At 72.6% G+C, this 26,123-nt stretch carries 27 protein-coding genes; 16 read left to right on the forward strand and 11 right to left on the reverse strand.

All coding sequences use genetic code 11. The features are described 5' to 3' along the window. Positions 1-96 precede the first annotated feature (96 nt). The 3 genes from ACSNOA_RS17240 (at position 97) to ACSNOA_RS17250 (ending at position 3,862) form a co-directional block, all read left to right on the forward strand. The gene (locus ACSNOA_RS17240) at positions 97-876 is read left to right on the forward strand and encodes an endonuclease/exonuclease/phosphatase family protein (RefSeq protein ID WP_436659534.1); all 780 of its coding nucleotides are present in this window, start codon (positions 97-99) and stop codon (positions 874-876) included. Between the two features lie 163 nt (positions 877-1,039). Then, the gene (locus tag ACSNOA_RS17245; protein ID WP_436659536.1) at positions 1,040-3,148 is read left to right on the forward strand and encodes a M14 family zinc carboxypeptidase; all 2,109 of its coding nucleotides are present in this window, start codon (positions 1,040-1,042) and stop codon (positions 3,146-3,148) included. 72 nt (positions 3,149-3,220) lie between these two features. Continuing rightward, complete coding sequence (locus tag ACSNOA_RS17250; protein ID WP_436659538.1) at positions 3,221-3,862, forward strand: fasciclin domain-containing protein; 642 nt, start codon at positions 3,221-3,223, stop codon at positions 3,860-3,862. 28 nt (positions 3,863-3,890) lie between these two features. On the opposite strand, the gene ACSNOA_RS17255 is transcribed toward ACSNOA_RS17250, so the two are convergent. Together ACSNOA_RS17255 and ACSNOA_RS17260 are read right to left on the reverse strand one after the other, a co-directional pair. Beyond that, positions 3,891-4,901, reverse strand: coding sequence for a hypothetical protein (locus ACSNOA_RS17255; protein ID WP_436659539.1), 1,011 nt, complete (start codon positions 4,899-4,901; stop codon positions 3,891-3,893). Next, a complete protein-coding gene (locus ACSNOA_RS17260; RefSeq protein WP_436659540.1) occupies positions 4,894-5,898 on the reverse strand; it encodes a tyrosine-type recombinase/integrase in 1,005 nt (334 codons plus the stop codon). The genes ACSNOA_RS17255 and ACSNOA_RS17260 overlap by 8 nt, the downstream gene beginning before the upstream one ends. 979 nt (positions 5,899-6,877) lie before the next feature. Between ACSNOA_RS17260 and ACSNOA_RS17265 the strand changes: the two genes are divergently transcribed. The 5 genes from ACSNOA_RS17265 to ACSNOA_RS17285 all read left to right on the forward strand — a co-directional run bounded on the left by ACSNOA_RS17265 (position 6,878) and on the right by ACSNOA_RS17285 (position 10,411). After that, the gene (locus ACSNOA_RS17265; protein WP_436659542.1) at positions 6,878-7,243 is read left to right on the forward strand and encodes a VOC family protein; all 366 of its coding nucleotides are present in this window, start codon (positions 6,878-6,880) and stop codon (positions 7,241-7,243) included. Positions 7,244-7,475: 232 nt separating this feature from the next. Next, positions 7,476-8,198 (forward strand): DUF998 domain-containing protein, encoded by a 723-nt coding sequence (locus ACSNOA_RS17270; RefSeq protein ID WP_436659543.1) that lies wholly within the window; start codon positions 7,476-7,478, stop codon positions 8,196-8,198. A gap of 163 nt (positions 8,199-8,361) precedes the next feature. Next, on the forward strand, positions 8,362-9,303 hold the full coding sequence (gene sigJ / locus ACSNOA_RS17275; RefSeq protein ID WP_436659545.1) for an RNA polymerase sigma factor SigJ: 942 nt from the start codon (positions 8,362-8,364) through the stop codon (positions 9,301-9,303). Positions 9,304-9,397: 94 nt separating this feature from the next. Continuing rightward, positions 9,398-9,928 (forward strand): cupin domain-containing protein, encoded by a 531-nt coding sequence (locus tag ACSNOA_RS17280; RefSeq protein WP_436659546.1) that lies wholly within the window; start codon positions 9,398-9,400, stop codon positions 9,926-9,928. Between the two features lie 27 nt (positions 9,929-9,955). Continuing rightward, a complete protein-coding gene (locus ACSNOA_RS17285; RefSeq protein ID WP_436659548.1) occupies positions 9,956-10,411 on the forward strand; it encodes a carboxymuconolactone decarboxylase family protein in 456 nt (151 codons plus the stop codon). A gap of 60 nt (positions 10,412-10,471) precedes the next feature. Here the strand turns inward: ACSNOA_RS17285 and ACSNOA_RS17290 are convergent, their stop codons facing one another. After that, positions 10,472-11,128, reverse strand: coding sequence for a TetR family transcriptional regulator (locus ACSNOA_RS17290; RefSeq protein WP_436659549.1), 657 nt, complete (start codon positions 11,126-11,128; stop codon positions 10,472-10,474). Positions 11,129-11,187: 59 nt separating this feature from the next. Here ACSNOA_RS17290 and ACSNOA_RS17295 point away from each other — a divergent pair, with 59 nt between their 5' ends. After that, positions 11,188-12,063 (forward strand): SDR family NAD(P)-dependent oxidoreductase, encoded by an 876-nt coding sequence (locus ACSNOA_RS17295; RefSeq protein WP_436659550.1) that lies wholly within the window; start codon positions 11,188-11,190, stop codon positions 12,061-12,063. Between the two features lie 30 nt (positions 12,064-12,093). Here ACSNOA_RS17295 and ACSNOA_RS17300 read toward each other — a convergent pair whose 3' ends face one another. After that, positions 12,094-13,080: a helix-turn-helix domain-containing protein gene (locus tag ACSNOA_RS17300; RefSeq protein ID WP_436659551.1), complete on the reverse strand. Its 987-nt coding sequence runs from the start codon at positions 13,078-13,080 to the stop codon at positions 12,094-12,096. Between the two features lie 131 nt (positions 13,081-13,211). Between ACSNOA_RS17300 and ACSNOA_RS17305 the strand changes: the two genes are divergently transcribed. Continuing rightward, positions 13,212-14,459 (forward strand): MFS transporter, encoded by a 1,248-nt coding sequence (locus ACSNOA_RS17305; RefSeq protein ID WP_436659553.1) that lies wholly within the window; start codon positions 13,212-13,214, stop codon positions 14,457-14,459. Here ACSNOA_RS17305 and ACSNOA_RS17310 read toward each other — a convergent pair. After that, positions 14,422-16,023 carry a beta-N-acetylhexosaminidase gene (locus ACSNOA_RS17310; protein ID WP_436659555.1) on the reverse strand — a complete coding sequence of 534 codons (1,602 nt, stop codon included), beginning with the start codon at positions 16,021-16,023 and terminating at the stop codon, positions 14,422-14,424. The genes ACSNOA_RS17305 and ACSNOA_RS17310 overlap by 38 nt on opposite strands. An 83-nt stretch (positions 16,024-16,106) precedes the next feature. Then, the gene (locus ACSNOA_RS17315; protein ID WP_436659556.1) at positions 16,107-16,844 is read right to left on the reverse strand and encodes a class I SAM-dependent methyltransferase; all 738 of its coding nucleotides are present in this window, start codon (positions 16,842-16,844) and stop codon (positions 16,107-16,109) included. Positions 16,845-17,015: 171 nt separating this feature from the next. Between ACSNOA_RS17315 and ACSNOA_RS17320 the strand changes: the two genes are divergently transcribed. Next, the gene (locus tag ACSNOA_RS17320; RefSeq protein ID WP_436659557.1) at positions 17,016-18,434 is read left to right on the forward strand and encodes an OFA family MFS transporter; all 1,419 of its coding nucleotides are present in this window, start codon (positions 17,016-17,018) and stop codon (positions 18,432-18,434) included. Next, the gene (locus tag ACSNOA_RS17325) at positions 18,431-18,556 is read left to right on the forward strand and encodes an MFS transporter small subunit (protein ID WP_436659558.1); all 126 of its coding nucleotides are present in this window, start codon (positions 18,431-18,433) and stop codon (positions 18,554-18,556) included. The genes ACSNOA_RS17320 and ACSNOA_RS17325 overlap by 4 nt, the downstream gene beginning before the upstream one ends. Positions 18,557-18,642: 86 nt before the next feature. On the opposite strand, the gene ACSNOA_RS17330 is transcribed toward ACSNOA_RS17325, so the two are convergent. Then, positions 18,643-19,371, reverse strand: coding sequence for an SDR family oxidoreductase (locus ACSNOA_RS17330; RefSeq protein ID WP_436659559.1), 729 nt, complete (start codon positions 19,369-19,371; stop codon positions 18,643-18,645). A 76-nt stretch (positions 19,372-19,447) separates the two neighbouring features. Here ACSNOA_RS17330 and ACSNOA_RS17335 point away from each other — a divergent pair, with 76 nt between their 5' ends. The 3 genes from ACSNOA_RS17335 to ACSNOA_RS17345 all read left to right on the forward strand — a co-directional run bounded on the left by ACSNOA_RS17335 (position 19,448) and on the right by ACSNOA_RS17345 (position 21,535). Further along, positions 19,448-20,281 (forward strand): patatin-like phospholipase family protein, encoded by an 834-nt coding sequence (locus ACSNOA_RS17335; RefSeq protein ID WP_436659560.1) that lies wholly within the window; start codon positions 19,448-19,450, stop codon positions 20,279-20,281. Between the two features lie 45 nt (positions 20,282-20,326). Next, the gene (locus tag ACSNOA_RS17340) at positions 20,327-20,782 is read left to right on the forward strand and encodes a peroxiredoxin (RefSeq protein WP_436659563.1); all 456 of its coding nucleotides are present in this window, start codon (positions 20,327-20,329) and stop codon (positions 20,780-20,782) included. Positions 20,783-20,848: 66 nt separating this feature from the next. Beyond that, on the forward strand, positions 20,849-21,535 hold the full coding sequence (locus ACSNOA_RS17345; RefSeq protein ID WP_436659564.1) for a hypothetical protein: 687 nt from the start codon (positions 20,849-20,851) through the stop codon (positions 21,533-21,535). A 16-nt stretch (positions 21,536-21,551) separates the two neighbouring features. On the opposite strand, the gene ACSNOA_RS17350 is transcribed toward ACSNOA_RS17345, so the two are convergent. Beyond that, on the reverse strand, positions 21,552-22,007 hold the full coding sequence (locus tag ACSNOA_RS17350; RefSeq protein ID WP_436659566.1) for a MarR family winged helix-turn-helix transcriptional regulator: 456 nt from the start codon (positions 22,005-22,007) through the stop codon (positions 21,552-21,554). 90 nt (positions 22,008-22,097) lie between these two features. On the opposite strand from ACSNOA_RS17350, the gene ACSNOA_RS17355 reads away from it, so the two are divergent. Then, on the forward strand, positions 22,098-22,535 hold the full coding sequence (locus tag ACSNOA_RS17355; RefSeq protein ID WP_436659567.1) for a MarR family winged helix-turn-helix transcriptional regulator: 438 nt from the start codon (positions 22,098-22,100) through the stop codon (positions 22,533-22,535). A gap of 13 nt (positions 22,536-22,548) precedes the next feature. Here ACSNOA_RS17355 and ACSNOA_RS17360 read toward each other — a convergent pair whose 3' ends face one another. The 3 genes from ACSNOA_RS17360 to ACSNOA_RS17370 are packed head-to-tail and all read right to left on the reverse strand — an operon-like array spanning position 22,549 to position 26,073. After that, positions 22,549-23,586: an NAD(P)H-dependent flavin oxidoreductase gene (locus ACSNOA_RS17360; protein ID WP_436659569.1), complete on the reverse strand. Its 1,038-nt coding sequence runs from the start codon at positions 23,584-23,586 to the stop codon at positions 22,549-22,551. A 56-nt stretch (positions 23,587-23,642) separates the two neighbouring features. Further along, positions 23,643-24,641: a cytochrome d ubiquinol oxidase subunit II gene (gene cydB, locus ACSNOA_RS17365; protein WP_436659571.1), complete on the reverse strand. Its 999-nt coding sequence runs from the start codon at positions 24,639-24,641 to the stop codon at positions 23,643-23,645. A 16-nt stretch (positions 24,642-24,657) separates the two neighbouring features. Next, positions 24,658-26,073: a cytochrome ubiquinol oxidase subunit I gene (locus tag ACSNOA_RS17370; protein ID WP_436662337.1), complete on the reverse strand. Its 1,416-nt coding sequence runs from the start codon at positions 26,071-26,073 to the stop codon at positions 24,658-24,660. Positions 26,074-26,123 lie beyond the last annotated feature (50 nt).

Genomic DNA, 26,123 nt, shown 5'->3' on the forward strand with positions numbered 1-26,123 from the left:
ACACCCCGGCCGCGCCCACCGCCACGAACACCAGCATCGAACAGAGCAACACCTTGACCACCCGGCAAGACTGCCACGGCGTCGTAGGGTGCAGGAGTGCGCCTGGCCACCTTCAACCTGCTGCACGGTCGATCCCTCACCGACGGGCTCGTCGACCCCGACCGGCTCGCCGCCGCCGTCACCGCCCTCGACGCCGACGTGCTCGCCCTGCAGGAAGTCGACCGCGACCAGAGCCGCAGCGGCAACCTCGACCTCACCGCCATCGCCGCCCGCGCCCTCGACGCCCCCCACCACCGCTTCGCCGCCGCCATCGTCGGCACCCCCGGCGAAGGCTTCCGCCCCCTCACCGGCGACGACGACGGGCACGGCGAACCCTGCTACGGCATCGGCCTGATCAGCCGCTACCCCGTACGCACCTGGCGCGTCACCCGCCTCACCCGGGCACCGGTCCGCTCCCCGGTCTACGTCCCCGGCCCCGGCGGCGGCCTCGTCCTCCTCCACGACGAACCGCGGGTGGTGCTCGCCGCCGTCCTCGACACACCACACGGGCCGCTCACCGCCGCCGCCACCCACCTGTCCTTCGTCCCCGGCTGGAACCTGCGCCAGCTCCGGCAGGTCGTCCGCGCGCTCCGCGCCCTGCCCGCACCCCGCGTCCTGCTCGGCGACCTCAACCTCCCCGCCGGCGTCGTCCGCGTCGTCTCCGGCTGGCGACCGCTGGGCCGCCGCCCCACCTACCCGGCCGGCGAACCCCGCGTGCAGCTCGACCACGTGCTCGCCGACCGGCAGGCCGTGCGCCAACTCCCGCCGGTCACCGCCGTCGACACACCCCTGTCCACCATCTCCGACCACCGCCCGCTCCTCGTCGACCTGGGCTGAACCACCCCGCCACCACGGCGACGGACGGTCAGCGGCACCGGGGGAGAGCAGCCCTTACCCGCCGAGGCGCAAGATTCCCTCAAGATCGTTGCGTGACCGATCCATGACGATCATGCTGGTCCAAACCGCGTCACGGTCAACCAGTCCTCGCCACGGAGGCCAAGTGAGACGCCACCGCACCACCCTCATCGCACTGTCCACACTCCTCGCCGCCAGCCTCACCACGCTCGCCACCCCGGCCAGCGCCCAGCAGGCCGCCGCCGAGCCCAACCAGGTCACCAACCTCACCGTCCGCCAGGGCGACGGGTACGCCACCCTCGCCTGGCAGCCGGTCGACGGCGCCACCGACTACCAGATCGAACGCACCCCCGTCGACGCCAACGGCACCCCCACGGGCGCCGCCACCGTCGTCGGCATCTGGCGCCCCAACCGGCAGATCAACCAGCAGTCACCCACCTTCGCCGACGCCGGCTTCAACCCCGGCGACCGGTTCCAGTGGCGCGTACGGGCCCGCTTCGACACCACCGAGCAGCCCTACTCCACGCCCGTCACCGGCACCACCACCGCCCCCTGGGGCAACCCCAACGTCCCCGGAGAGCAGCTGCGCACCCAGTGGGAGACCACCCACGCCGCGCAGTACACCAGCGACACCGAGGAGTACGCCTACACCGCCGCCATCGACCAACTCAGCGACCGCGTCCGCGTCGTCGAGATCGGCCGCACCGTGCAGAACCGGCCGATCAACATGTTCGTCATCGGCTACCCCACCCCGCCGGCCACCCCGGAAGCCGTCGCCGCCACCTCACCCGCGGCCATCAACTGCAACGTCCACGGCAACGAGCCCGGCGACCGCGAAGCCTGCCTCATCATGGCCCGGCAACTCGCCTTCAGCACCGACCCCCGCGTCACCGACCTGCTCAGCCACACCACCGTCCTGATCGTCCCCACGATCAACGGTGACGGCCGCGCCGCCAACACCCGCGGCAACAGCACCGGCCAGGACCTCAACCGCGACTACTCGCTCATCCGCCAGCCGGAGACCGCCGCGTACGTCAACATGATCCGCCAGTACCGGCCCGTCGCCGGCTACGACGGCCACGAGTTCGGCAACTCCCGCGCCGGCGACCTGCCCATGCTGCCCCCGCGGCACCAGAACGTCGCCCAGCCGATCTTCGACGAGTCCATGGACATGATCGAAGGCCACATGTACACCAAGGGCGCCGAGGACGGCTGGTGGCCCTGCCCGTACGGCTGCGACGGCGGCGGCAACGTCGGCCTCGGCGAGGAAACCATCCTCCGCAACACCCTCGGCCTGAAGAACGTCGTCAACTCCCTGCTCGAGCTGCGCAGCTCCGGCGGGCAGACCCGACCCGACGAGGGCAACGCGGCCAACAACCGCCGCCGCAAGACCTTCTCCGCCCTCTGGACCTTCCAGCAGTTCCTCGACTACCACCGCGCCCACCAGGGCGACATCAACGCCGCCCGCGCCGACGCCGTCACCTTCCAGGCGTCCAACACCGGCCGGCTCGTCTTCCGCGGATCCCGACCCATCCCCGCCCACCCGGCGCCGCACCCCGGCAGCAGCCCGCCGCCGATCGACGCCCCGCCGGCCGACCTGATCCTCGACAACGCCCCCTGCGCCTACAAGCTCACCGAGGAGCAGTACCACGGCGCCCGCACCGACGGCCCCACCGGCGCCGTCACCACCGCCGCCGAGCGCATCGCCGACCACGGCTGGAAGGTCGTCAAGACCGCCGACGGCTACTACGTCCCCCTCAACCAGCCCGAACGCGGCCTCATCCCGCTGCTCCTCGACGGGCAGGGCGTGGAGAACCTCGTCGACGGCGAACGGATCTACCCGACCCTCACCGGCCGGCGCACCGGCCCGCTCACCGTCACCGGGTTCGCCTGCCTCGACGACGCCACCGTCACCGGACCGGTCACCGTCCGCCCCGGCGCCGCGCTCGTCGCCACCGGCACCACCATCACCGGCCCGGTCAACGCCAGCGGCGCCGCCGGCGTCCTGCTCGCCGACACCAAGGTCACCGGCCCGATCCGCGTCACCGGCACCACCGACGCGATCTCCCTGATCGACCTCACCGTCACCGGCCCGGTCGACCTGTCCGCCAACCGCACCGACAACCAGCCGCTGCTCGTCGGCAACCGGGTCACCGGCCCGCTGGCCTGCGCCGGCAACACCACCGCACCGACCAACCTCAACATCCGCAACACCGTGACCGGCCCCCGCGCCGGCCAGTGCGCCACCCTGTGACACCCACCCGGTGACCGTGCCGGCAGGGCGGACCACCCGCCCTGCCGGCACCACCACAACCAGGAGGCCGTCGTGACGTCCCCCCGCACCCGCACCCCGCGGCGCGCCGGCGCCCTCCTCGCGGCCGCCCTGCTCCTCACCACCGCCGCGGCCTGCACCGGCGACACCGACCGGCCCGACACCACACCCGTCGCCGCCCAGATCAGCGGCCCCCTCTGCGCCGCACTGCCCGCCGGCGACGAACCCGGCAACCCCACCTACCTCGCCGGACAACCCGTCGGCGCCGCCCTCACGTGGATGCCCACCCTCACCACCTTCGAGGCGGCCCTGCGCACCAGCGGCCTCCTACCCGACCTCGAACGCGACGGCATCACCGTCCTCGCACCCACCGACGACGCCTTCCTCGCCAAGTTCTCCGACGACACCTGGGACACCCTCATGACCCGGGACCACGACAAGCTCCGCACCCTGGTCAAGGCCCACCTCATCGCCGGCACCCACACCCTCGACCAACTCGCCGACGCCGGCACCGCCACCACCCTCGACGGCGCCACCCTCACCGTCACCCGCACCGGCGACACCACCCGCTTCGGCGACAAGGCCGACGCCGTCTGCGCCGACTACCAGGCCACCCGCGCCCGCATCCACATCGTCAACGCGGTCCTCGGCCCCCTGCCCACCACCGCCGACGGCTCCGGACACCGCGCCCATTGACCGGCCGGCCCCGCAGCGCCGCACCCCCTCACACCGCCGCGACCATCCGCTCCACCACCGACCACCAGCCCGGCAGGCCCCCGAGCACCTCATCCGCCCGACGCCGCCGCTGCGCCACCGACGCCACCCCCAGATCCGCGAGCGCCGCCTCGAACAACGGCGACAACCCGGCACCCCGCTCCGGGGCATCCGACGCCAGGATCGCGTGACACCGCGCGTACGTCGCGACGATCCAGAACATCGCCTCCCGGTGCCACCCCGCCTCCACCATCTCCCGCGAACCGTCCACCACGACCGGCCGCGCCGCCGCCGTCACATCCGCGCTGAACGGGAACCGGGTACGCGCCACCGACGCCGCCACGTCGAACGTCCGCGCCAACCCCGCCAGGTGCTCCCGCACCCGCCCCGCCGGCACCCCACCACCGTCCAACAGCCCCAGCAACGCCGGATACCGGTCCGCCAACCCGTACGCGGCGAGCACCTCCCGCGCCACCACGTACCGCCGCCGCACCGTCGGATCCCGCAACCCCGCCACCACCGGGAGCAACGCCACCACCGACGTCGGGAACAACCACCCCGTCACCTGCGCGTGCAGCGGCGCCCCACCGTCCAGGACCCGCAGACCGTCCTCGACCCGCCGCCGCACCCCCGCGCAACGCCGCCGCACCCACACCGGATCCGCGAACCCCGCCGCCACCCGCTCCCGCAACGCCGCCAACCGCCCCGTCGGATCCACGATCACCGTGTCCGTACGGAAGCACGGCCCGAACACCCACGACCCCAGCACGTCCTCCGGACCACCCAGCTCGCCCCACGTGACCGTGCTGACCTCCAACAGCACACCCTCGTGCCGGAACTTGCCCGGCCGCACCGCCGGCTCGTCCCGCACCAGCAACACGTCCACATCCGACGACGCCGGCAGCACCGCCGCGTCCGCCAACCCCACCGTCGAACCGCTGAAGAACGCCCCCCGCACCCCCGCGTCCCGGGCCGCCCGCTCCCGCACCCACCGCGCCGCCACCGCCCGCGCCTCACCCACCCGCACCCGGCACCTCCGCGCCACCACCCACCAGACCCGCCAGCACCCGGTTCGTACGGTTCGACCGCACCGCCGCCCGCTGCTGACCCGCCGTCACCTCGATGTACGCCTGCGACGACGCCAACGACGCGTGCCCCAGCAACCGCATGATCTCCGCGGCGCTCGCCCCGTCCTCGGCCAACCGCGTCGCGAACGTGTGCCGCAACGCGTGCAACCGCGCCCCACGCGGCACCCGGTCGGCGATCCCCGCCCGCCGATAGCACGACTCCACCAGATACTGCAGCCCGCCCCGGCGCAACGGCTCACCCCGCCGATCCACCAGCAACGGCACATCCGGCCGTACGCTGCGCGCCCCGAACCGACGCCGCCGACTCGCCAGATACTCGTCCAGCACGCGGTCGAGACCGTCCTCGATGGGCACCGTACGCGGACGCCCACCCTTGCCCAACACCTCCACCCGCCGCTCACCCTCCCGGCCCACCACCGAGGCGACCCGCAACGCCAGCAGCTCGCCGAGGCGCAGCCCCGCGCACAGCGCCAGAGCCAGCACCGCCAGGTCCCGCTCCGGCCACGGGTCACGCTGCCGGCCCACCTCGCGCGTCACCCCGGCCAGCAGCTCCTCCGGGGTGTCCTCGCCCCGCAGCGGCTTGGGCTGGGGGAGCGGCGCCCGGGGCCGGCCCACCGCCGGCATCGGATTACCCGCCACGGCCCCCTCCGCGACCAGGAACGTGAAGAAACTGTTCCAGGTGGACCAGGCACGGTGGACGGACGCCGCGGCCCGCGGGGCGGCGAACCGCGCGAACGCCGCCCGCAGCAGGCGAGGGGAGAGTGCGTCGAGGGGGAGGGGAGTGCCGGCCGTCTCTCCGGCGAGCGCCGCCACCGTGCGCAGATCCCGCCGGTACGCCTCGAGGGTGTGGGGGGAGGGCTTGCGGGTGGCCCGCGCGGTCAGGAACTCCTCGATCCAGAACTCAACCGATTCGTCCTTTTTGTCATGCATAAGGCATATTATGCAGGATTTTCGCGTTGCTGAACAAGGGAGGGGAGGGCCGGGCGGCTCGCACCTTTCGTCGGCGCGCGCTTCGAGCGTGCGTGGATGTCGGCAAGGCCCGGACAGCCCGCCGAGAACCATGCAGTACGCCGACCAAGCGGGCGATCCACGCCGTGTCGCTGGCATGGCAGGGACGGGGCGCCGGACGGTCACATCGGTGGAATGGAGCGATCATCGGACGCCGGCGGGCGTGGGCCTGGCGGGTGGGGCCGAGGAGCGGGCCGAGCGGGCGGCGGCGGGGGCGTTTCCGGGTTCCGGCCGCTCCGGACGGCCGCAGCCCCGGCCGCCGGGGTCCCACCGCCGTGATCGACTCGACGTCGAGGAAATCGCGGTGTCGACCGCGGGCGGACACCGCGACATCAAGGAAGTCGAGTCGATCACGCCGTCCGGGAGGGCTGATCGACACCAGCTCGGCGATGTGGCGGCATCCGGCGCATCGGGATACCGCCACATCGCCGAAACGGAGTCGATCAACCTGAAGCAAAGCCTCCGAGGGGCGCGGATGCCAGAGTCGGCGCTCGCAGTTGATGGCGCCCGGACAGCCCGCGACCCCTTCCGAGGGAGGGCCCGATCCAGTCAACTTGACATAATGTACATTATCGAACAAGCGCCCAGGGGCGGTCAGCGTGCCGAGCGGAGTGCCATCCACCGTGGTCGGCCCTCATTCGCCTCGAGCCATTCTCGACAACCCTGAGCCACCTCCCGAGCTCTCTCACAAAGTTGAGCCAGCTGGGGCTCTGTGATCTGGTCCCAGCCCCCGTCGCTTGGTCACCCCGCCTCAGCGACAGCGTCGCCTTGAACGACCCGCCTACCCTGCGGGCACGACGGATCACCCGGCCGGGACGACCTGAACACTCCCGCCGGCGCCGCGTGCGCCGATCGCCGGACGTCACAGTGCGCACGCATCTACCTGAAGGGACAGCCCACCGTGCCGAACTTCAAGAACGTCAATGCGGTTTTGCCGGTCACTGATCATGCCGCTGCCGTCGCCTGGTACAAGCGGTGGATCGGGCGCGGCCCCGATGTCGAGCCCATGGAGGGCATTGCCGAGTGGCAGCTCGCCGACAACGCGTGGATCCAGGTCTCTCATGACCCGGAGGCTGCCGGCAAGACCAGCGTCGTCATCGGTGTCGAGGACATCGACTCCCACGTCAACACACTCGCGAGCGAGGGGGTGCGCTGCGGCGAGATCCACGACTACGGCTTCATCAAGCTGGCGGAGCTCGTGGACCCGGAAGGCAACAAGATTAACTTCGTGTGGGAGAACCCGAACGACGAGCGTCCGGCGGAGTAGGCCGGAACGAAGGGCCGCCCGCCAGGTGTGGTTCGCGGACCATGTCCGTCGGGACCGCACGTGACCAGTCGAGCATGTCGACCAGGAGTGGCGCGGTCGAGGGCCGCGCGACCGCCCGGTGGCGCGAGGCGTCGACGACCGCGGATCGGTGAGAGCGGGTATGGCTGGCACCACTCGCGTCGGCGTACTGGTCGTCGTGCGCCTGCGGGGTGCCCGCTGGTGAGCTGGACCGGTGAGAATCGACCGCTTGGGTGCCTACAGCCTGCTGCTCGCCGCACCCGTGTACCTGTCGGCGAACGTGATCGCCGGGCTCGCGTGGCGCCGTCCGCCGTTCAGCTGGGCCACCAACAACATCAGTGATCTCGGCAACGTGACCTGCGGCCTCTGGGACACCACCCGACCGCGCCAGGTCTGTTCGCCCTGGCACACGACCATGAACGTCGGCATGGTCGCCACGGGGCTGCTCATCGCGCTCGGGCTGCTCCTGGCCCGGCGCGCGCTGGGTCGCGGCGTCGCCGCGCGGGCCACCACGGTTCTCGTCCTGGCCGGTGCGGGTGGTCACGTGCTGGCCGGGCTCTACCCGGCGGACGTGAACGAGGACAACCACTTCCTGGCGGCGTTGCTGATCTTCTTCCTGGGCAACGCCGGGCTGCTCATCGCCGGGCTGGCCGGGCGGTCGCCGTTGTTCGCCCCGATGCGTGGGGTGAGCATCACTCTGGGCCTGATCGGTGTGACCGGCACGGCCCTGTTCCTCGCCGGTATCGACCTCGGCTTCGGTGTCGGCGGCATGGAGCGGGTGGCCGTCTTCCCGATGCTCGTCTGGGCGTTCGTGGTGGGTCTTGGCGCCCTGCGTCCGCCGCTCCCGGCTGCCCGTACCGCGGAAACCCTCGCCTCCCCTACCGCCCACCGACCCGATCACAAGATCGATTCCCGGCCCGGCCACTACGAAGCGTGATGTCATGGCCATCACGAGCATCGGCTGCGGTGCCGGGGGGCACCGCAGCCGGTGTCGTCGCCCGTCGGCCGTCCCATCCCGAGACCCCACAGTGCCTCGCACCACGTCACACACGGCGTGGACCGGGAGTTCGGCTGGCTACGCTGGGTCGGCAGCTGGGGAGGTGACGATCGGTATGGGTGTCGGGCGGGAGTCGGGACGGTCGGAGCAGGAGGACCCGCTCGGCGCCGGATGGGAGCGGCACCGGCCCGCGGTCTTCGGTGTGGCGTACCGGCTGCTGGGCAGTGTGGCCGACGCCGAGGACGTGACCCAGGACGTGTGGCTGCGGGCGGCCGGAGCGGATCTTCGAGAGATCGGTGATCTGCGGGCGTGGCTGGTGACGGTGGCCGCGCGACGGTCGTACGACATCCTCAAGAGTGCCCGTTTCCGGCGGGAGACCTATGTGGGGCCCTGGCTGCCGGAGCCGCTGCTGACGGGGCCGGACGCGTCGCAGCCGGTGCTCGTCGACGAGTCCGTCAGCTCGGCGATGCTGCTGATCATGGAGGAGCTGAGTCCGCCGGAGCGGGTGGCCTTCGTCCTGCACGACGTCTTCGGTCTCGAGTTCGGCCGGATCGCCGAGGTGCTGGACGTCTCCGGACCGGCTGCCCGGCAGCTCGCCTCGCGGGCGCGTCGGCGGGTGGCCGGGGCGCGGCAGTTCACGCCGCAGGCGTCGAAGGCGGAGCGGGAACGGGTCCTCACGGCGTTCCGGGCCGCGTACGAGGCCGGGGATCTGGCCGGCCTGGTCAGGCTCCTGCACCCGGACGTCGTGTACATCACCGACGGCGGCGGCAAGGCGTCCGCGGCGCGCAAGCTCATCCGCGGCGGTGGGCGCGTGGCCGAGGTGATGGTGCGTACGGGGCGCCGGTGGCGCCCGGACCGTATCGACCTCGCCGAGGTGGGCGGTGAGCTCGCCCTCGTGTTCCACCGGGAGGGGCGGGTGTACTCCGTCGACACGGTGGAGGTCACGGACGGTCTCGTCAGCGCGTACCGCAGGGTCATGAATCCGGAGAAACTCGTGCGGGTCGGGGCTGTCACACGCGGAGGGGTCGGCTCGTCTCCCTGGTGAGAACGCCAACGGGCGACGAAGGAACACGCGCGGGCCGGCTGTGCGCCGCTCGGGTCGCCCCTCCCCGGTAAGGACCTGTATGCCCTATCCCCACATGGCCGAGAACGACGGCTGGTCTGCGTCGTCCAGGCGGCCTGTCGTGATCCGAACGCGGATCGCCGCCGCCGGCCTTCTGGCTGTGGCGACGCTGTCGGCGGTCACGGCCTGCTCGACGTCCCACGAGTCCACCCAGGTCGAGGCACCGACCATGACCGCGGCCGCAGCGTCGGCTTCGGCGTCGGCGCGTCCCACCGAAAGCCTCAAACCGCTGCTTCAGCAGGCTCTTCCGGATGTGGAGGGCAAGACGTTCACCTCGGCGGTCGTGGAGCTTCCTCCCGACGCGAGCGCGGCGCCGCACCGGCACGGTCAGGCGTTCGTGTACGCCTACGTCCTCGAAGGCGCGGTGCGCAGCAAGCTCGACGACAAGCCCGTGACCACGTACCAGCAGGGTGAGAACTGGGTGGAGCAGCCGGGCGCCCATCACGTCGTCACCGAGAACGCCAGCGCGACGGAGCCGGCCAAGCTCCTGGTGGTGTTCGTCTCCGACACCGGGGACGAGCTCAAGGTCGACGACCCGAAGTCATAGCTTTCACACGGACGGATCAGAGGAACCATGACTGCACAGCGTGTCAACATCGGTGAGCAGCACCCGGCCGCCTACAAGGCTCTCATCGCCCTGTCGTCGGAGGTGGAGGCGGCGGCCGCCGCGGCGGGCCTCGACCCGCTCCTGGTCGAGCTGCTCCGGATTCGCGCTTCCCAGATCAACGGGTGCGCGTTCTGCCTGCGCATGCACACGCGCGACGCGCTCGAGAAGGGTGAGCTTCCCGAGCGGATCGCGGTGCTGCCCGCATGGGCGGAGACGGACTACTTCTCCGCGACGGACCGGGCCGCCCTTCGCCTGACCGAGGCGGTCACGCGTGTGCCGGACGGGCACGTGAGCGACGAGGACTTCGCGGCCGCTGCGGCCGTTCTGACGGCGGACCAGGTCTCGGCGGTGGCCTGGCTGGCGACCGTGATGAACGCCTTCAACCGCGTCGCGATCACCAGCCGGTACCGCGTCGGCAGCTGATCTCGGCGGTGGGATGAGACGGGGCGGCTCGTGTGAGCCGCCCCGGCTCGTTTCCTGTGCTCAGTCGGTGGTTGCCCGCATCCCGGTGAGCAGTGCGGTGAGGATGCGGGTGAGTTGCGGGCCGACGTCGACCACGGCGTGCGCGAGTTCGGGGTGCGACTCGTAGAGCGCCCGCAGTTGGGTGCCGGGTGCGGCCATCTGCCAGAGGGCGCCCGCCATGCTCGTCGCGGTGGCCACGACGTCAACGGCCTGGAGTTCGGTGAGGCCGAGAAGGCGGCGCAGCTCCCCCACGACCGTGTCGACCTCGGCCAGGACGATTTTCTTGAACGCGTGTGCGGCGTCGAGGGAGACGTTGCGTTCCAGGTGCAGGGAGGTCTGCGAGAGCAGGTCGCAGAAGAACGGCCTGGTGACGAGCGAGTCGGCGATGGTCGCGGCGACGGTCTCGGGGTCGGCGGGGTCGAGGTCGTGGAGGGTCGCGCGGACGGCCGCGGACCAGTCCTGCCACCCCTCGGCGGTCAGGGTCAGGAAGATCTGCTCGCGCGTCTCGAAGTAGCGCAGCATGGCGGACTTGTGCATGCCGATCGCTGCCGCGACGTCGGTGAGGGTGACCTCGCGGACGCTGCGCGCGGCGCCGAGGGTGCGTGCGGCGTCGAGGATCGCGCGTTCGCGTGATCGTTTGGCCTCGGCGCTGCGGGCTCGTTGGGGAGTCGTCGACATCACACCCACTCTAACACAACGGGGTTGCACTATTAACGAAACCGCGTTTTGCTAGGGGTATGGCAAAGAAATGGTTCATCACCGGTTCCTCCCGCGGTTTCGGCCGCGCGCTCACCGTCGCCGCCCTGGAGGCCGGCGACCAGGTGGTCGCCACCGCCCGCACGCCCGGGCAGCTCTCCGACCTGGTCGACCGGTACGGCGACCGGGTCCTGCCGGTGGCCCTCGACGTGGCCGACCAGGCCGCCGCTGTGGCCGCGGTGCAGGCCGCGGTCGACCGGTTCGGTCGCATCGACGTCGTCGTCAACAACGCGGGGTACGCGAACGTCGCCCCGGTGGAGACCGGGTCCGACGAGGACTTCCGCCGCCAGTTCGACACGAACTTCTGGGGCGTCTACCACGTGACGAAGGCCGCGCTTCCGGTGCTCAAGGCGCAGCGCGGCGGCACGATCGTCCAGTTCTCGTCGATCGGCGGTCGGGTCGGCGGGTCGCCCGGCATCGCGTCGTACCAGGCGGCCAAGTTCGCCGTCGACGGCTTCACCCGGGTCCTCGCCGCCGAGACGGCGCCGTTCGGCATCCGGACCCTCGTCGTCGAGCCCAGCGGTTTCGCCACGGACTGGGCGGGTTCGTCGATGCGGGTGCACGACATCCCGCCGGAGTACGAGGAGACGGTGGGCGCCATGGCCAACCGGGCCGGCAACCCGCTGCTGACCGCCGGGGACCCGAACCGCGCCGCCGAGATCCTGGTCCGCGTCGTCGGCCGCAGGGTGCTGCCGTCGCACCTTCTCGTGGGCGCGTACGCGGCGAAGTCGGCGATGGACTACTCGCGGCGTCAGCTCGCCGAGGCGCAGGCGTGGGAGCAGGTGAGCCGCTCCGCCGACTTCGACCAGCCGTACCCGGTGGAGCTTCCGCCGGAGGACCCGTCGCCGGTCGGCTGACGCGCCTCTCCCCCGCGCCGAGCCGGCACGTCAGCGGCGCGGCGGTTGACCGGTGAGTTGGTCACCGAGGTGGCTGCGGCGGTAGAGCACGTGCCGGCCGTCGCGGGTGCGGGTGACGAGGCCCGTCGCGTGGAGGACCTGGAGGTGCTGTGACACGGCACTGGGGGTCACGGCGAGCCGGCGGGCGATCTCCACGGTCGGCAACGGCTCGTCGAGCAGGCCGAGCAGTCGCGCTCGGGACGCGCCGAGAAGCGACGTGAGAGCGGTCGGGTCGGGGGTGGGTGGCGGGGCCCAGAGCGTCGCCACCCCACGGCACGGGTACGACAGCATGGGCGGTTCGTCGGGGCTGACGGGCGGGGCGGGCTTGTGCGCGAACACGGACGGCACGAGCAGCAGGCCGCGGCCGGACGCGACGACGCGGTGCCGGCCGATCATCTTGTCGATGTGCAGCACGCCGTCGTGCCAGCGCAGGTTCTGGTGCATGTCGGCGAAGAGCAGGCGTGCCCCGCCCACGGCCAGTTGCCGGGCGCGGTAGGTCATGTCGGCTTCCAGGACGAGTCGCATCCGCGGCCAGCTCGGTTCGATCGCGGCGTCCCAGTACCGCCGCAGCTCGTCGCAGATGGCGTCGCGCAGTGCGAGGACGGCGGCGTCGTCGGCGGTGAGGTCCCGGAGGACGTCCGGGAGGTGACCGCGGGGGTACGCGGCCAGGACGTCGCGGCGGACGAGGTCGGGTGGTGTCCGGCGGACGGTGGTCAGCTCGTCGTCGAAGGTGGCGGCGAACGTCGTCGGCCGTGGGGTCAGGAAGTCCGGTAGGGCGCGATCCGGGCCGACGAGGGACATCAGCAGGTCCCTGCCCGGCGGCTGGAGGTGGCCGAGGGCGGATCTGCGCCACGGCAGGTGCAGCGCGTACAGGCCGGGCTCGCGGAGCACCCGCAGGCTGAGCACGGTCTCGTGGATCGGTGAGATCGCGAAGCGGGTGTCCGCGAGGTCGCCGACGTCGAGCACAAAGCTGATCATTAAGCCGAAGGCTACATCGTTTGGTGGCTCTCCCCCGGTGCCGTGGACTGCGGGGCATGGCAGACGAGATCGAGACGACGGGTCGGCCGGATTCGTCTCCGGACGGGTCGTGTACGCGGCCGGCGGACCGAGTGAGCCGTCGGCTGTTGATGCTGCTCACCCTCGCCTGCGCGGTGGCGGTCGGGAACGTCTACTTCCCGCAGACGACCAGTCCGCTGGTCGCCGCCGGCCTGCATGTCGGGCCCGACTCGGCGGCCGTGGTGGTGACGGCGGCGCAGTTCGGTTACGCCGCCGGGATCTTCCTGCTGGTGCCGCTGGGCGACCGGGTTCCGCGCCGCCCGCTGATCGTGACCCTGCTCGGCCTCACCGGGCTGGCGCTGGTGGCCGCGGGCGCCGCGCCCGCGCTGCCTCCGCTGGTCGGTGCGAGCGCCCTCGTGGGGGTGGCCACCGTGGTCGCGCCGATCATCGGTCCGCTCGCGGCCGACCTGACGGTCGACGAGCGGCGGGGGGTGGTGAGCGGGACGCTGCTGAGCGGCTCGATCGGCGGCATGCTGCTGTCCCGCACCGCGGCGGGAACGCTCGCCGAGTGGTGGGGGTGGCGGGCGCCGTATCTGGCGGCCGCGGTGTCGGTGCTGCTGATCGCGGTGGTCGCCGCCCGTGTGCTGCCGGCCGTGCGGCCGCGCTCGGCGCACCGGTATCCGGCGCTGCTGGCCGAGCCGCTGCGCCTGCTGCGCACCGAGCGGGAGCTGCGCCGCTCCTGCCTGTACCAGGCGTTGGTCTTCGCGGGTTTCTCGGCGGTGTGGACGGCGGTCGCACTGCTGCTGACCGGCCCGGCGTACGGCCTGGGGGCGCCGGCGGTCGGAATGCTGGCCCTGGTCAACGCGGCGACGATGGTGTGCACGCCGATGGCGGGACGCGAGGTGGACCGTCGGGGCTCCGATGCGGTGAACCTGGTGTGCCTGCTCGCCGTCGTCGGCGCGGCCGTCGTCCTCGCGCTCGGCCGGCTCGGCGGTGTGCCGGGTCTGGCGGCGCTGGTGCTGGGCACGTTGCTGCTGGACGTCGGCATGCAGTCGGGCATGGTCGCCAACCAGGTGCGGGTCTACGCCCTGCGGCCCGGGGCCCGCAGCCGGCTCAACACCGCCTACATGACCTGCGCGTACCTCGGTGGCGGGATGGGCTCGTGGCTGGGCGCCCGCGCCTACGGGCAGGTGGGCTGGGCGGGTGTGTGCGCGCTGCTGGCGGTGCTGGCCGGGACGGCGCTGGTCGTGCACCTGCGGTCGATTCCCGCCGGCGACCCCCGGCTGGGGGCCGGGGGCCGCGGTCGCGGGGTGGCAGGTGCGGTCAGATCCAGGGGACCTGCGGGGACGGGTAGAAGTTGACGTCCTGCAAACGCCAGCGTGGCGCCTGCGCGCCCAGGCGGGTGCGGAAGGACTCCCAGTCGTGGCTGGCGGCCGTCGACCAGCCGAGTTCGGCGATGGCGGGCAGACGGGGGAAGGCCATGAACTCGATGTCGTCGAGGGTGCGCAGGGTCTCCGACCACAGGGGCGCCTCGACGCCGAGGACGGCGTTCTCGCCGACGCCGGTGACGCGCTGGGCGGGGTCCCATTCGTACGCGTCGCGCACCTCGATGTAGGCGGCCCAGGAGAGGCCGAGGGGGGTGCTGCGGTCGTACTTCATGTCGAGGTAGGCCTTGTTGGCCGGTGACATGACGACCTTGTTGCCGCGGGCGGCGGCTTCGGCGAGGTCGGCGTTGGTGGTGCCGGTGCCCCAGTACTGCGCGATCGCGTCGGTGGGCGGGTCGGCCTGCATGATCTCGTTCCAGCCGTAGGCGCGCTTGCCGTACTTGCTGACGAGCTGCAGGACGCGCTGCACGAAGGTGCGGTAGTCCTCGTCGGTGGTGGCGTGGGCCTCGTCGCCGCCGATGTGCAGGTACGGCCCGGGGGTCATCTCGGCGAGTTCGCGGATGACGTCCTCGACGAAGCGGTAGGTCAGCTCGTCGTCGATGCACAGGGAGCTGTAGCCGACCGCGGTGTCGGTGCGCGGCGGCGGGGCGACCTTGTCGCAGTTGAGTTCGGCGTAGGTGGACTGGGCGGCGTTGGTGTGACCGGGCATGTCGATCTCGGGGATGATCGTGATGTGCCGGGCCGCGGCGTACGCGACGACGGCCTTGTAGTCGGCCTTGGTGAGGTAGCCCGGGCCGACGCCGTCGACGCCGGTGCCGGGGCCGCCGCCGACGGTGGTGAGCCGCGGCCAGGAGTCGATCTGGATGCGCCAGCCCTGGTCGTCGGTCAGGTGCAGGTGCAGGTAGTTGATTTTGTACTGACTGATGAGGTCGACGTAGGCCTTGATCTCGTCGACGGTGTGGAAGTGGCGGGCCAGGTCGAGCATGGCGCCGCGGTAGGCGAAGCGGGGAACGTCGACGATGCGGCCGCCGGGCACGGCCCAGGTGGCGCGCTGCCGGGTGGGCGCCTCGATCTGGGCGGGCAGGAGTTGGCGCAGGGTCTGGGTGCCGGCGAACAGGCCGTCGGCGGTGTTGGCGCGGATCGTGACGCCGCGGCGGGTGACGTCGAGTTGGTAGCCCTGTTGGCCGACGCGCGCGTCGGCGCCGCCGAGGAGCAGGGCGATCTCGGGCAGCGGTGTGGAGCGTACGGGTAGGACGGGCAGCGGGTAACCGGTGGCGGGGCGCAGGGTGTCGGCGAGCTGTCGGCCCACCTGCCGGGCGGCGGTGGAGCCGGGTGAGGTGCGGATGACGGTCAGCGGGCCGAGGGTGAACGTGCCGCGGGGATCGGGGTGGGTCTCGGTGGGTGCGGGGATCACGTCGGTGAGCTGGCGGGTGGGTGCCGTGGTGGGGGTGGCGGCGGCAGCGGGTGCCGCCGGGAGGGTCAGGGGCAGGGCGAGTGTGGCTGTTGCCAGCAGTCGGGTGACGGTGTGTCGGCGACGCACGGATACCTCCAGGCGCTCGTCATGATCGGTGATGGTCGATCATTACGCACCGTACCCGGGCCGCCGCTGCACTGTAAACCTTCCTAAACGTGTGGGCGGCGGGCGAGCACGAGGGTCGTGCGCAGGCGCAGGACGATGGCGCCGCCGAAGTTGTCCACCAGGGAGCGGACGGCGGTGAGGGCCCGGATCTGTTGATCGGGGGTGTGCTGGCGGAACGGGCCGAACGTACGCACCAGGTCGAGGTAGCGGTCGGTGGGCAGGGGCAGGTCCCGGTCGAAGGTGTCGGCGCGGACGTCGGTGAACAGGCCGCTCGCGGTGACGTCGAGGTGGAACCAGCCGGCAGGGCGACTCTTCCCGTCCGGGTCGATGGCCCGTAGGGCGATGTCGATGGCGCGGGACTGGGCGGGGTCGGCGTAGCCGTACCGGTGGCCGAAGACGGCGAGCGTGCCGCCGGGGCGCAGGGCGTCGTGGGCGCGCCGGTTGCGGGTGGCCGGGTCGAGCCAGTGCCACGCGAGGGCGGCGGCGAGCAGCGGCACGCCGCCGGCGGGTGGCTCCCACTGCTCGAACGTCTCGGTGCGAACGGTCACCTGGGGCAGGTTCGCGGCGAGGCGGGCGGCCATCCGCGGGTCGGGCTCGAGGCAGGTGATCGGCGCGCCGAGGCGGAGCAGGGCCCGTGTGCCGGTGCCGGTGCCCGCGCCGATCTCGACGATCCGTTCCGGCGTGGCGCCGTGGTAGTCGCGGACGGCGTCGGCGATGGCCTCGGGGTAGCCGGGGCGGACGTCGTGGTAGGTGTCGGCTACCTCACCGAAGACCATCCCCATGGGGGTCATCCTGGCACGGCGCGGCCGGTGGTCGACGGACCCGGTGACCGTTCGGCTCACCGCAGCGACCGCCCGGCGACGTCGCGGGGGTGAGCCGGTTTGCGGCGGGCCGTCGGCCGGGGGATGAAGGAGAAAAGGATTTCATCCCCCTTCCGGAGAGGACCCAGCGGCATGCTTTCCGCACTCGACCGTCGGCACACCGTGGCGCCGCCGGGGTACAGCCGTTGGCTGATACCACCGGCGGCGTTGGCGATCCACCTTTGCATCGGGCAGGTCTACGCGACCAGCGTGTACAAGAACTCCCTCATCGCGCACTTCGACAGCGGGCAGACGGCCATCGGCGTCATCTTCAGCATCGCCATCGTGATGCTCGGCCTGTCGGCCGCCGTGGCGGGCACGTGGGTGGAGGCGAACGGGCCGCGTAAGGCGATGTTCGTGTCGGCGTGCTTCTGGGCGGCCGGTTTCCTGGTCGGCGCGGTGGGCATCGCGACTCGCCAGTTGTGGTTGCTGTACCTGGGGTACGGGCTGCTGGGCGGCATCGGCCTGGGCATCGGCTACATCTCCCCGGTGTCCACTCTGATCAAGTGGTTCCCGGACCGGCCGGGGCTGGCGACCGGTCTAGCGATCATGGGTTTCGGTGGTGGGGCCATGGTGGCCTCTCCCCTGTCCCGGCAGTTGCTGTCGTTCTACGACCCGGCGTACGACCCGTCGAACGCGGGGTCCACGGCCTCGGGCAGCGCGCTGGTGTGGCTGTTCGTGACGCTGGGCGTCGGCTACTTCCTGATCATGATGTTCGGGGTGTTCAACGTGCGGGTGCCGGCGCCGGACTGGCGGCCGGTCGGGTTCGACCCGGCGCAGGTGGCGGCGAAGCCGCTGGTGACCACGGCCAGCGTGTCCGCGGCGAACGCCGTGAAGACCCGCTCGTTCTGGCTGCTGTGGGTGGCGCTGTTCTGCAACGTGACCGCCGGCATCGGGATCCTCGAGCAGGCGAGCCCGATGATCCAGGACTTCTTCCGCGACGGCGGCGGCGCCTCGGCGGTGTCGGTGGCGGCGGCGGGCGGTTTCGTGGGCCTGCTGTCGCTGTTCAACATGGCCGGTCGGTTCGTGTGGTCCTCGACGTCGGACGTGATCGGCCGCCGCCCGATCTACATGGTGTACCTGGGCGTCGGCATGGTGCTGTACGTGCTGCTGGCGGTGCTCGGGCACGCGGCGACGGCGTTGTTCGTGTTGCTGGCCTGCGTGATCCTGTCCTTCTACGGCGGCGGCTTCGCCACGGTGCCGGCGTACCTGCGGGACCTGTTCGGCACGTACCAGGTGGGCGCGATCCACGGGCGGCTGCTCACGGCGTGGTCGGCGGCCGGGGTCGCCGGTCCGCTCATCGTGAACGGGTTCCTGGACGCGCAGGGCAAGCCGGGCACGTTGACGGCGGAGGCGTACCGGCCGGCGCTGTTCACGATGGTCGGTGTGCTGGCCGTGGGGTTCCTCGCGAACCTGCTGATCCGGCCGGTGCCGGAGCGGTACCACGAACCCGAGACGCGGGACGAGGGCGACACGGTGGACGCGGCAGCGGAAAGGAGCGGTACGCGATGAACGAGGCAGACCCGCGCGGGCAGCAGGCCCGGCTGTGGATTTCCTGGTTGGTGGTGTCGGTGCTGCTGGGTTACGGGGTGGTGCAGACCGTGATCACGGCGGCGAAGCTGTTCACGAGCTGACCGGCGTGGCGGCGGCCCGGGGCCTGGTGTCCCGGGCCGCCGCCGTGCCCGCAACCACCTGGGCGGGGTCACCGGCCGCCGGCGGGTTACAGGCCGCCCGCCACGCGCAGCACCGTTCCGGTGGCGTACGACGCGTCGGGACCCAGCAGCCAGGCGATGGCGCCGGCGACCTCGTCGGGTTCGCCGGCGCGGCCGAGCGGGATGCGGCCGGCCGCGGTGTCCGGGCGGTCGGGCACGCCGGAGACGGCGTGGATGTCGGTGCGGATGATGCCGGGGGCCACGGCGTTGACCCGGATGCCGCGGGGGGCGAGTTCCTTCGCGAGGCCGACGGTGAGGGTGTCGGTGGCGGCCTTCACGGCGGCGTAGTGGATGTACTCGCCGGGGCTGCCCAGGGTGGCGGCGGCCGAGGACACGTTGACGATCGCGGCGCCGGCGGCCATCCGGCGGGCGGCCTGCTGCGCGCAGAGCACGTAGCCGATCAGGTTGACGTCGACGACGCGGCGCAGGTCGCCGGGGTCGAGGTCGACGAACGGGCCGATCGGGCTGGTGACGCCGGCGTTGTTGACCAGGCCGGTGATCGCGCCGAGGTCGGCGGCGGCGTCGAAGAGCGCCGTGACCTGGTCGGGGTCGGTGGTGTCGGCGGGCAGGGCGACGCCCCGGCGGCCGGCGGCGTGGACGTCGGCGAGGACGGCCGCGGCGGCGTCGTGGTCGCGGCGGTAGCCGAAGGCGATGTCGTGGCCGGCGCGGGCGAGGCGGCGGGCGGTGGCGGCGCCGATGCCGCGGCTGCCGCCGGTGATGACAGTGACCGGGTTCAACGCGTCTCTCCCCTGCCGGTGTGGCTGCGCCGACGTTACCGTGGCCGGCACGGACCGGCGGGGAGGGGAAGATCACATGACGCGGGCGTTGGTGCTGGGCGGCGGCGGGGTGACCGGGGTGGCCTGGGAGTGGGGGCTGCTGGCCGGCCTCGCCCAGCGGGGTGTGGCGCTGGGCGAGGCGGACCTCGTGGTGGGCACGTCGGCCGGGTCGCTGGTGGGCGCCCAGTTGCGCTCGGGCCGGCCGGTGGAGGAGTCGTACGCGGCGCAGCTCGCGCCGCCGCGCGGTGAGGCGGCGGCCCGGTTCGGGCTGGCGGCGGTGGCGCGCCTCGTGTGGGCGGGCGCGCGTACCCGCGACGAGGTGCGGGCCCGGGCGCGGATCGGGGCGATGGCGCTGTCGGCGCGTACGCAGTCGGAGGCGTCGCGACGCGCGGTGATCGAGTCGCGGTTGCCGGTGCGGGACTGGCCGGCGCGGCGGTTGCTGGTGACGGCGGTGGACGCCCGCTCGGGCCAGTTCGTGGTCTTCGACGCGGAGTCGGGTGTGTCGCTCGTGGACGCGGTGGGGGCCAGTTGCGCGGTGCCCGGTGTGTGGCCGCCGGTGACGATCGGCGACCGGCGGTACGTGGACGGCGGGATGCGCTCGCCGGTGAACGCGGACCTGGCGGCCGGGTCGGATCGGGTGGTGGTGCTGGCGCCCACGACGGCGGCGTTCGGGCCGATGCCCCGCCTGGCGGCGCAGGTCGGCGGGCTGCGGGCGCAGGGCGCCCGGGTCGTGGTGGTGTCACCGGACGCGGCGGCGCGGGCGGCGATCGGGCGTGACGTGCTGGACCCGGCGCGGCGGGCCGCGGCGGCGCGCGCGGGCCGGGCGCAGGCGGACGTGGTGGCCGACGAGGTGGCGGCGGTGTGGGGGTGATCCTCTAGGCTCGCCGCGCGTCGATGTCGAGGGTGGAGGTGCGCGGTGCGGGATGTCGGTGACGCGGTGGAGGACTTCGCGCTGCCGGACCAGACGGGGACGGTACGCACGTTGTCGGAGTTCCTGGCGGCGGGGCCGGTGGTGCTGTTCTTCTACCCGGCGGCCATGACGCGCGGGTGCACGGCGGAGAGCTGCCACTTCCGGGACCTGGGCGCGGAGTTCGCGGCGGTGGGCGCGCAGCGGGTCGGCATCAGCCGGGACCCGGTGGCGCGGCAGGCGGAGTTCGCCCGGTTGCACGGGTTCGACTATCCGCTGCTGTCGGATCCCGATGGTGTGGTGGCCGACCTGTTCGGGGTGCGGCGGCGACTGCCGTTGGGGCCGCTGAGCACCCGCCGGGTGACGTTCGTGATCGGCACGGACCGGCGGGTGCGGGCGGTGGTGCGCAGCGAGCTGAGCATGACCGAGCACGCCGACGCGGCGTTGCGCGCCCTGGGGGGCTGACCCTCCGGCTGTCGGAGCCGGCTGGTATCAAGGCTGCAATCAAACAGGTGTACGGAAGAGGGCGTGATGGCGGGCCAGGGTTTGTCCACTGACGAGGTGCAGGGCATCCGGGAGGCGTTGGCGGCGGGCCGCAAGCCCAAGGTGGTGTTCACGGCGGCGGCGGGCCAGATCGCCGGGCAGGTCGGTCAGGTCGTGGAGTTGACCGATCCGGCCGGGTCCGACGAGTTCGTGGTGGTCCGGTTCGGGCGCGACGAGTTGCCCTTCTCCCCCGCCGACGTGGCGATCGCGCCGCGCGGCGCGGGGCGCAGGGCGGCGGAGCCCCCGGCGCAGCCGGAGGCCGAGCCCGAGCCGGCGCCCGCCGAGCCGGAGTTCGTGTTGGACCGGGTGCCGGCGCCGCGCCCGGCGCGGGAGGAGTCGAAGGTGGAGACGGTGGAGGCGGCCAAGCCGGCCCGTCGGGCAGCGAAGGCGGCGAAGCCGAAGGGCCCCGCGGGGCTCACGGTGACGCTGGCGTACGCCGAGGGCGAGTGGACGGTGGCCGCGCAGCAGGGCAGCAAGGCGCTCGCGAAGCCGTACGTGGTGAAGCCGGCCGAGGCGCTGCGGATGGTGGCGCTGGTGGACGTGCCGGGTGTGCACGAGGCGGTGGAGCAGATCCTGGCCGCCGAGCGGGCCGAGGCGGAGCAGCAGGCCGAGAGGCTGCGCGCCGAGTTGGCCGAGATCGAGGCCCGGCTGGCGGAGCTGCGCGAGGCGCCCTGAGCCGCGGCCGCGCGGGTCAGTGCGCGGCGTGGTGGGACAGCAGTGTGGACAGCAGCCGCAGGAGCTGGTCGCGGTCGGAGTCGGACAGCGGTGCGAGGAGGGCCTCCTGGGCCCGGTCGAGGGCCTCCTCCATCCGGCGCAGGTCGCGGCGGCCGGCGCCGGTGAGGGTGACCACGTTGCGCCGCCGGTCGGCGGGGTCGGGGCTGCGCTCGACGAGGCCCCGCTCGGCGAGGTCGTTGAGCGCCGCCACGACGTCGCTGCGGTCGATGCCGCAGCTGCGCCCGAGGTCGGCCTGGCTGGCCGGGCCGATCTCGGCGAGGGCGGCGAGGAGCCGGTAGTGGTAGCCGCGGACGCCGAGGGCGCCGAGCCCGTCGGCGACGAGCCGATGGGCCTGGGCGGCGGTCTGGCTGAGCAGCCAGCTCGGGGTGGTGCGCAGGCGTGTGGGCGCCTGTGGCGTGGGGGCGGGCTCCATGGGTCGAGCCTATCAAAAATCGTTGGCACCGCCCACGACTGCTGTTATGTTGGCCGTGCCAACATTGGCGATTCCCACGCAGGAGGAGTCATGTCCCTCAACGGCCAGGTCATCGGCCAGACCCACTACGCCACCCGGGCGCTGCTCGAACGCGAGCTCGCCCGCCTCGGCGTCTCGTTCCACCAGTCGGTCGCGCTCAACGCGGCCGCCGCCGAGGGCGGCAGCACCATCCGCGCCCACCTCGTGGCCCGGATGACCGGCACGCTCAAGCTCGACGAGTCGACCGTCCACACGGTCCTCGACGGGCTGGCCACCGCCGACCTGCTGCGCCCGCACCCCAGCGACGCCTCCACCCTGACCCTCACCGACGCGGGTCGGGCCGCGCAGCGCGGCGTGGCCGACGCCGTCGCCGACATCACCGAGCGGCTCTACGCCGAGATTCCCGACGCCGACCTGGCCGCGGCGGGACGCGTCCTCACCCTGGTCCGGCAGCGCGCCGACCGCGAGCTGGCGGCGACCGGGAGCTGACCCCGGCGACCGGTCAGAGCGCCGCGGTGAGCCCCTGCACCACCGTGGCCGCGGGGCCGGTCGTGGCGTGGCGGAAGCCGGTGCCCGCCCACAGGTGCACCCGGTCCGCGTGCCCGGCCGCGGCGGCGGCCCGGCGCAGGTCCCGCGTCAGGTGGTGCAGCTCCGGGTAGCCCAGCGGCGCCGCCGGCTCGTACCGGTCGATGAAGGCGTTGTGCAGGCCGCGTGCGGGCCGTCCGGTGAAGGCCCGGGTGAGCACCGTGCGCGTGCGCGCCGGATCGGCCAGCGCGTCACGGTGGGTGCGGCTCGCGCCGCTCTCGTCGGTGCGCAGCAGCAGGGTGCCCACGGCCACCGCGGCGGCGCCCGCCGCCAGCAGGTCCCGCACGTCGTCCGGGCCCGCGACCCCACCGGTCGCCACGACCGGCAGCCCGGTGGCCGCGGCCACGTCCCGCACCAGCGGGCGGGTGGACACCGGCGGCGCCGGGCGGTGCGGGGTGTGGGTGCCGCTGTGCCCGCCGGCCTCGGTGCCCTGCGCCACGAGCCCGTCGACGCCGAGGTCGCGGGCGGCGAGCGCCTCGGCCACCGACGTGACGGTCACCAGCAGTCGGGAACCGGCCCGGCGCAGCGCGGCCACGGCGGCCGGATCGGGCAACCCGAACGTGAAGCTGACGACCGGCACCGGCTCCCGCACCAGCAGATCGACCTTGTCGGCCCAGTGGTCGTCGTCGTGCACGCGCGGCGCGCCGGCCAGGTCCAGCCCGTACGGCTCGCCCTCGGCGGCGATCTCGCGGGCGTACCGCCGGAAGGTCTCCTCGTCGATCTCCGGCGGGCCGGGGACGAACAGGTTCACCCCGAACGGCGTGCCGCTGGCCCGCAGCTCCGCCAGGTCGGCGGCGAGAGCCTCCGGGGTCTTGTAGCCGGCCGGCAGGAACCCGAAGCCGCCGGCCGCGGCGACGGCCCGCACCAGGGCCGGGCTGCCGGCCCCGCCGCCCAGCGGAGCGCCGACGAGCGGCGTCGCGCTGTCGAACAGCTGCCTCCACGGTTGCGCGGTCACCGCCCCACCCTAGCGGCGCGCGGGGCGGATACGCCCCGCGCGCCGTCGGGAGGGTGTCAGTGCTGCGGGATGTGGACCACACCGATGCGCTTGCGGAACACCCAGTACGTCCAGCCCTGGTAGGCCAGCACGATCGGGGTGAACACCACAGCCACCCAGCTCATGATCTTCAGGGTGTACGGGGTGGAGGCGGCGTTCGTGGCGGTCAGCGTCCCCGCCGCGTCGAGGGTGGAGGGCAGCACGTTCGGGAACAGCGCCGCGAACAGGGTCGCCACGGCCAGCCCGATCGCCACGGCCGTGCCGGTGAACGCCCAGCCCTCCCGGCCTGCCCGGGCCGCGACCAGGCCGGCGAGCAGCGCGAGCGCCGCGGCGGCGGCGAGCGCCACGGCGGCCGTGCTCGAGCGAATGTCGAGCGTCCAGGCCAGGAACGCGACCGCGAGGACCGCGGCCACGACGCCCACCCGCACGGCGAGCGCGCGGGCCCGCTCCCGGATCTCCCCCACCGTCTTGAGGGCGACGAACACGGCGCCGTGGGTGAGGAACAGCGCCGCGGTGGTCGCGCCGCCGAGCAGGGCGTACGGGTTGAGCAGGTCGAACAGGCCGCCGACGTACTCGTGGTCGGCCGACAGCGGCACCCCGCGCAGGATGTTCGCGAACGCGACGCCCCACAGCACGGCCGGCACCAGCGAGCCGAAGAAGATCGCCGCGTCCCAGCGCCGCTTCCACGACGGCTCGGGGCGCTTGTGCCGGTACTCGAAGGCGACGCCGCGGGCGATCAACGCCAGCAGGATCAGCAGCAGCGGCAGGTAGAAGCCGGAGAACAGGGTGGCGTACCACTCGGGGAACGCCGCGAACATGGCCCCGCCCGCGGTGATGAGCCAGACCTCGTTGCCGTCCCAGACCGGGCCGATGGTGTTGATGAGCACGCGGCGTTCCCGGTCGTCGCGGCCGAGGACGGGCAGCAGCATGCCGACGCCGAAGTCGAAGCCCTCCAGGATGAAGTAGCCGGTGAAGAGGACGGCGACGAGCAGGAACCAGATGGTGGTGAGTTCCACGGTGCGCTCCCGGAGGTCAGTAGGCGAAGGCGAGCGGACGCTCGGCGTCGTCGTGGCTGTCGTCGATCTCGGGTTGCGGGGTGAGGTCGGGCACACCGTCCTTGGCGTAGCGGACCAGGAGCCGGAACTCGATCACGGCGAGGGTGGCGTAGATGAGGGTGAACGCGGTGAACGAGGTGAGCACCTCGGTCAGCGACACGCTGCGGGAGACGCCGTTGCGGGTGAGCATCTCGCCGAAGACGATCCACGGCTGGCGGCCCATCTCGGTGAAGATCCAGCCGAAGGAGTTCGCGACGAGCGGCAGCAGCGGCATGACGAGACCGGCGCGCAGCAGCCACCTGCTGCGCGGGGCGCGGCCCTTGCGGTGGGTCCAGAGCACCAGCAGGGCGATCGCGGCGGCGGCCATCCCGAACGCGATCATGAACCGGAAGCTCCAGTACGTGACCGGGATGATCGGGGCGTAGTTGCCGGCGCCGTACTGGCTGGCGTACTGCGCCTGGAGGTCGTCGATGCCGTGCACGGTGCCGTGGAGGTCGCCGGTGCCGAGGTACGACAGCAGGTACGGGATCTTGATGGCGAACAGTTCCCGGGTGCCGTCGAGGCTGCCGACGGTGAGCACGGAGAACGAGGCGGGGCTCTCGGTGTTGTAGAGGCCCTCGGCGGCGGCCATCTTCATGGGCTGCACCTGGGTCATGATCTTGCCCTGGATGTCGCCGGTGATCAGGACGCCGGCCGCGGCCACCAGGGTCACCCAGGAGCCGAACTTCGCGGCGAACCGGTAGGTCGGGGTGTCGGCGGAGTCGTGGTTGCGGATCAGGTGCCACAGGGCGACGGCGACCAGCAGGGACCCGGCCACCAGGAACGCGCCGGCGAGGGTGTGCGGGAACGTGACCAGGGCGACCTTGTTGGTGAGCACGGCGACGAAGTCGGTGAGCTCGGCGCGGCCCGTGTCGGGGTTGATCCGGTAGCCGACCGGGTTCTGCATGAACGAGTTCGCGGCGAGGATGAAGTACGCGGACAGGTTGGTGCCGATGGCGGCGGCCCAGATGCTCGCGAGGTGCAGCCGCTTGGGCAGCCGTTCCCAGCCGAAGATCCACAGGCCGATGAAGGTGGACTCGAGGAAGAACGCGACGAGCGCCTCGATGGCGAGCGGGGCGCCGAAGACGTCGCCCACGAAGCGGGAGTAGTCGCTCCAGTTCATGCCGAACTGGAACTCCTGGACGATGCCGGTCACCACGCCCGTGGCGAAGTTGATGAGGAAGAGCTTGCCGTAGAACTTCGTGAGCTTGAGGTAGCGCTCGTTGCCGGTGCGGTGCCACAGCGTCTGGAGGATGGCGACCAGCACGGAGAGGCCGATCGTCAACGGTACGAAGAGGAAGTGGTAGACGGTGGTGACACCGAACTGCCAGCGGGCGACGTCGAGCGCGTCCACCTGGGACCCCCTGCCGGTCATACTACGAGACGTAGTAAATACTACTGCTC

The sequence above is a fragment of the Micromonospora sp. URMC 103 genome, assembly GCF_051386435.1.
In the GTDB taxonomy this organism is placed as follows: domain Bacteria; phylum Actinomycetota; class Actinomycetes; order Mycobacteriales; family Micromonosporaceae; genus Micromonospora.

What these genes read in the sequence shown, in the direction of transcription:
- ACSNOA_RS17290 (WP_436659549.1), bottom strand. Translation starts at nt 11,128, where the DNA reads ATGTCGACGACTCCCCAACGAGCCCGCAGCGCCGAGGCCAAACGATCA.
- ACSNOA_RS17355 (WP_436659567.1), top strand. Translation starts at nt 22,098, where the DNA reads ATGTCCCTCAACGGCCAGGTCATCGGCCAGACCCACTACGCCACCCGG.
- ACSNOA_RS17295 (WP_436659550.1), top strand. Translation starts at nt 11,188, where the DNA reads ATGGCAAAGAAATGGTTCATCACCGGTTCCTCCCGCGGTTTCGGCCGC.
- ACSNOA_RS17325 (WP_436659558.1), top strand. Translation starts at nt 18,431, where the DNA reads ATGAACGAGGCAGACCCGCGCGGGCAGCAGGCCCGGCTGTGGATTTCC.
- ACSNOA_RS17335 (WP_436659560.1), top strand. Translation starts at nt 19,448, where the DNA reads ATGACGCGGGCGTTGGTGCTGGGCGGCGGCGGGGTGACCGGGGTGGCC.
- ACSNOA_RS17285 (WP_436659548.1), top strand. Translation starts at nt 9,956, where the DNA reads ATGACTGCACAGCGTGTCAACATCGGTGAGCAGCACCCGGCCGCCTAC.
- ACSNOA_RS17315 (WP_436659556.1), bottom strand. Translation starts at nt 16,844, where the DNA reads ATGGGGATGGTCTTCGGTGAGGTAGCCGACACCTACCACGACGTCCGC.
- ACSNOA_RS17300 (WP_436659551.1), bottom strand. Translation starts at nt 13,080, where the DNA reads ATGATCAGCTTTGTGCTCGACGTCGGCGACCTCGCGGACACCCGCTTC.
- ACSNOA_RS17280 (WP_436659546.1), top strand. Translation starts at nt 9,398, where the DNA reads ATGGCCGAGAACGACGGCTGGTCTGCGTCGTCCAGGCGGCCTGTCGTG.
- ACSNOA_RS17350 (WP_436659566.1), bottom strand. Translation starts at nt 22,007, where the DNA reads ATGGAGCCCGCCCCCACGCCACAGGCGCCCACACGCCTGCGCACCACC.
- ACSNOA_RS17260 (WP_436659540.1), bottom strand. Translation starts at nt 5,898, where the DNA reads ATGCATGACAAAAAGGACGAATCGGTTGAGTTCTGGATCGAGGAGTTC.
- ACSNOA_RS17320 (WP_436659557.1), top strand. Translation starts at nt 17,016, where the DNA reads ATGCTTTCCGCACTCGACCGTCGGCACACCGTGGCGCCGCCGGGGTAC.
- ACSNOA_RS17345 (WP_436659564.1), top strand. Translation starts at nt 20,849, where the DNA reads ATGGCGGGCCAGGGTTTGTCCACTGACGAGGTGCAGGGCATCCGGGAG.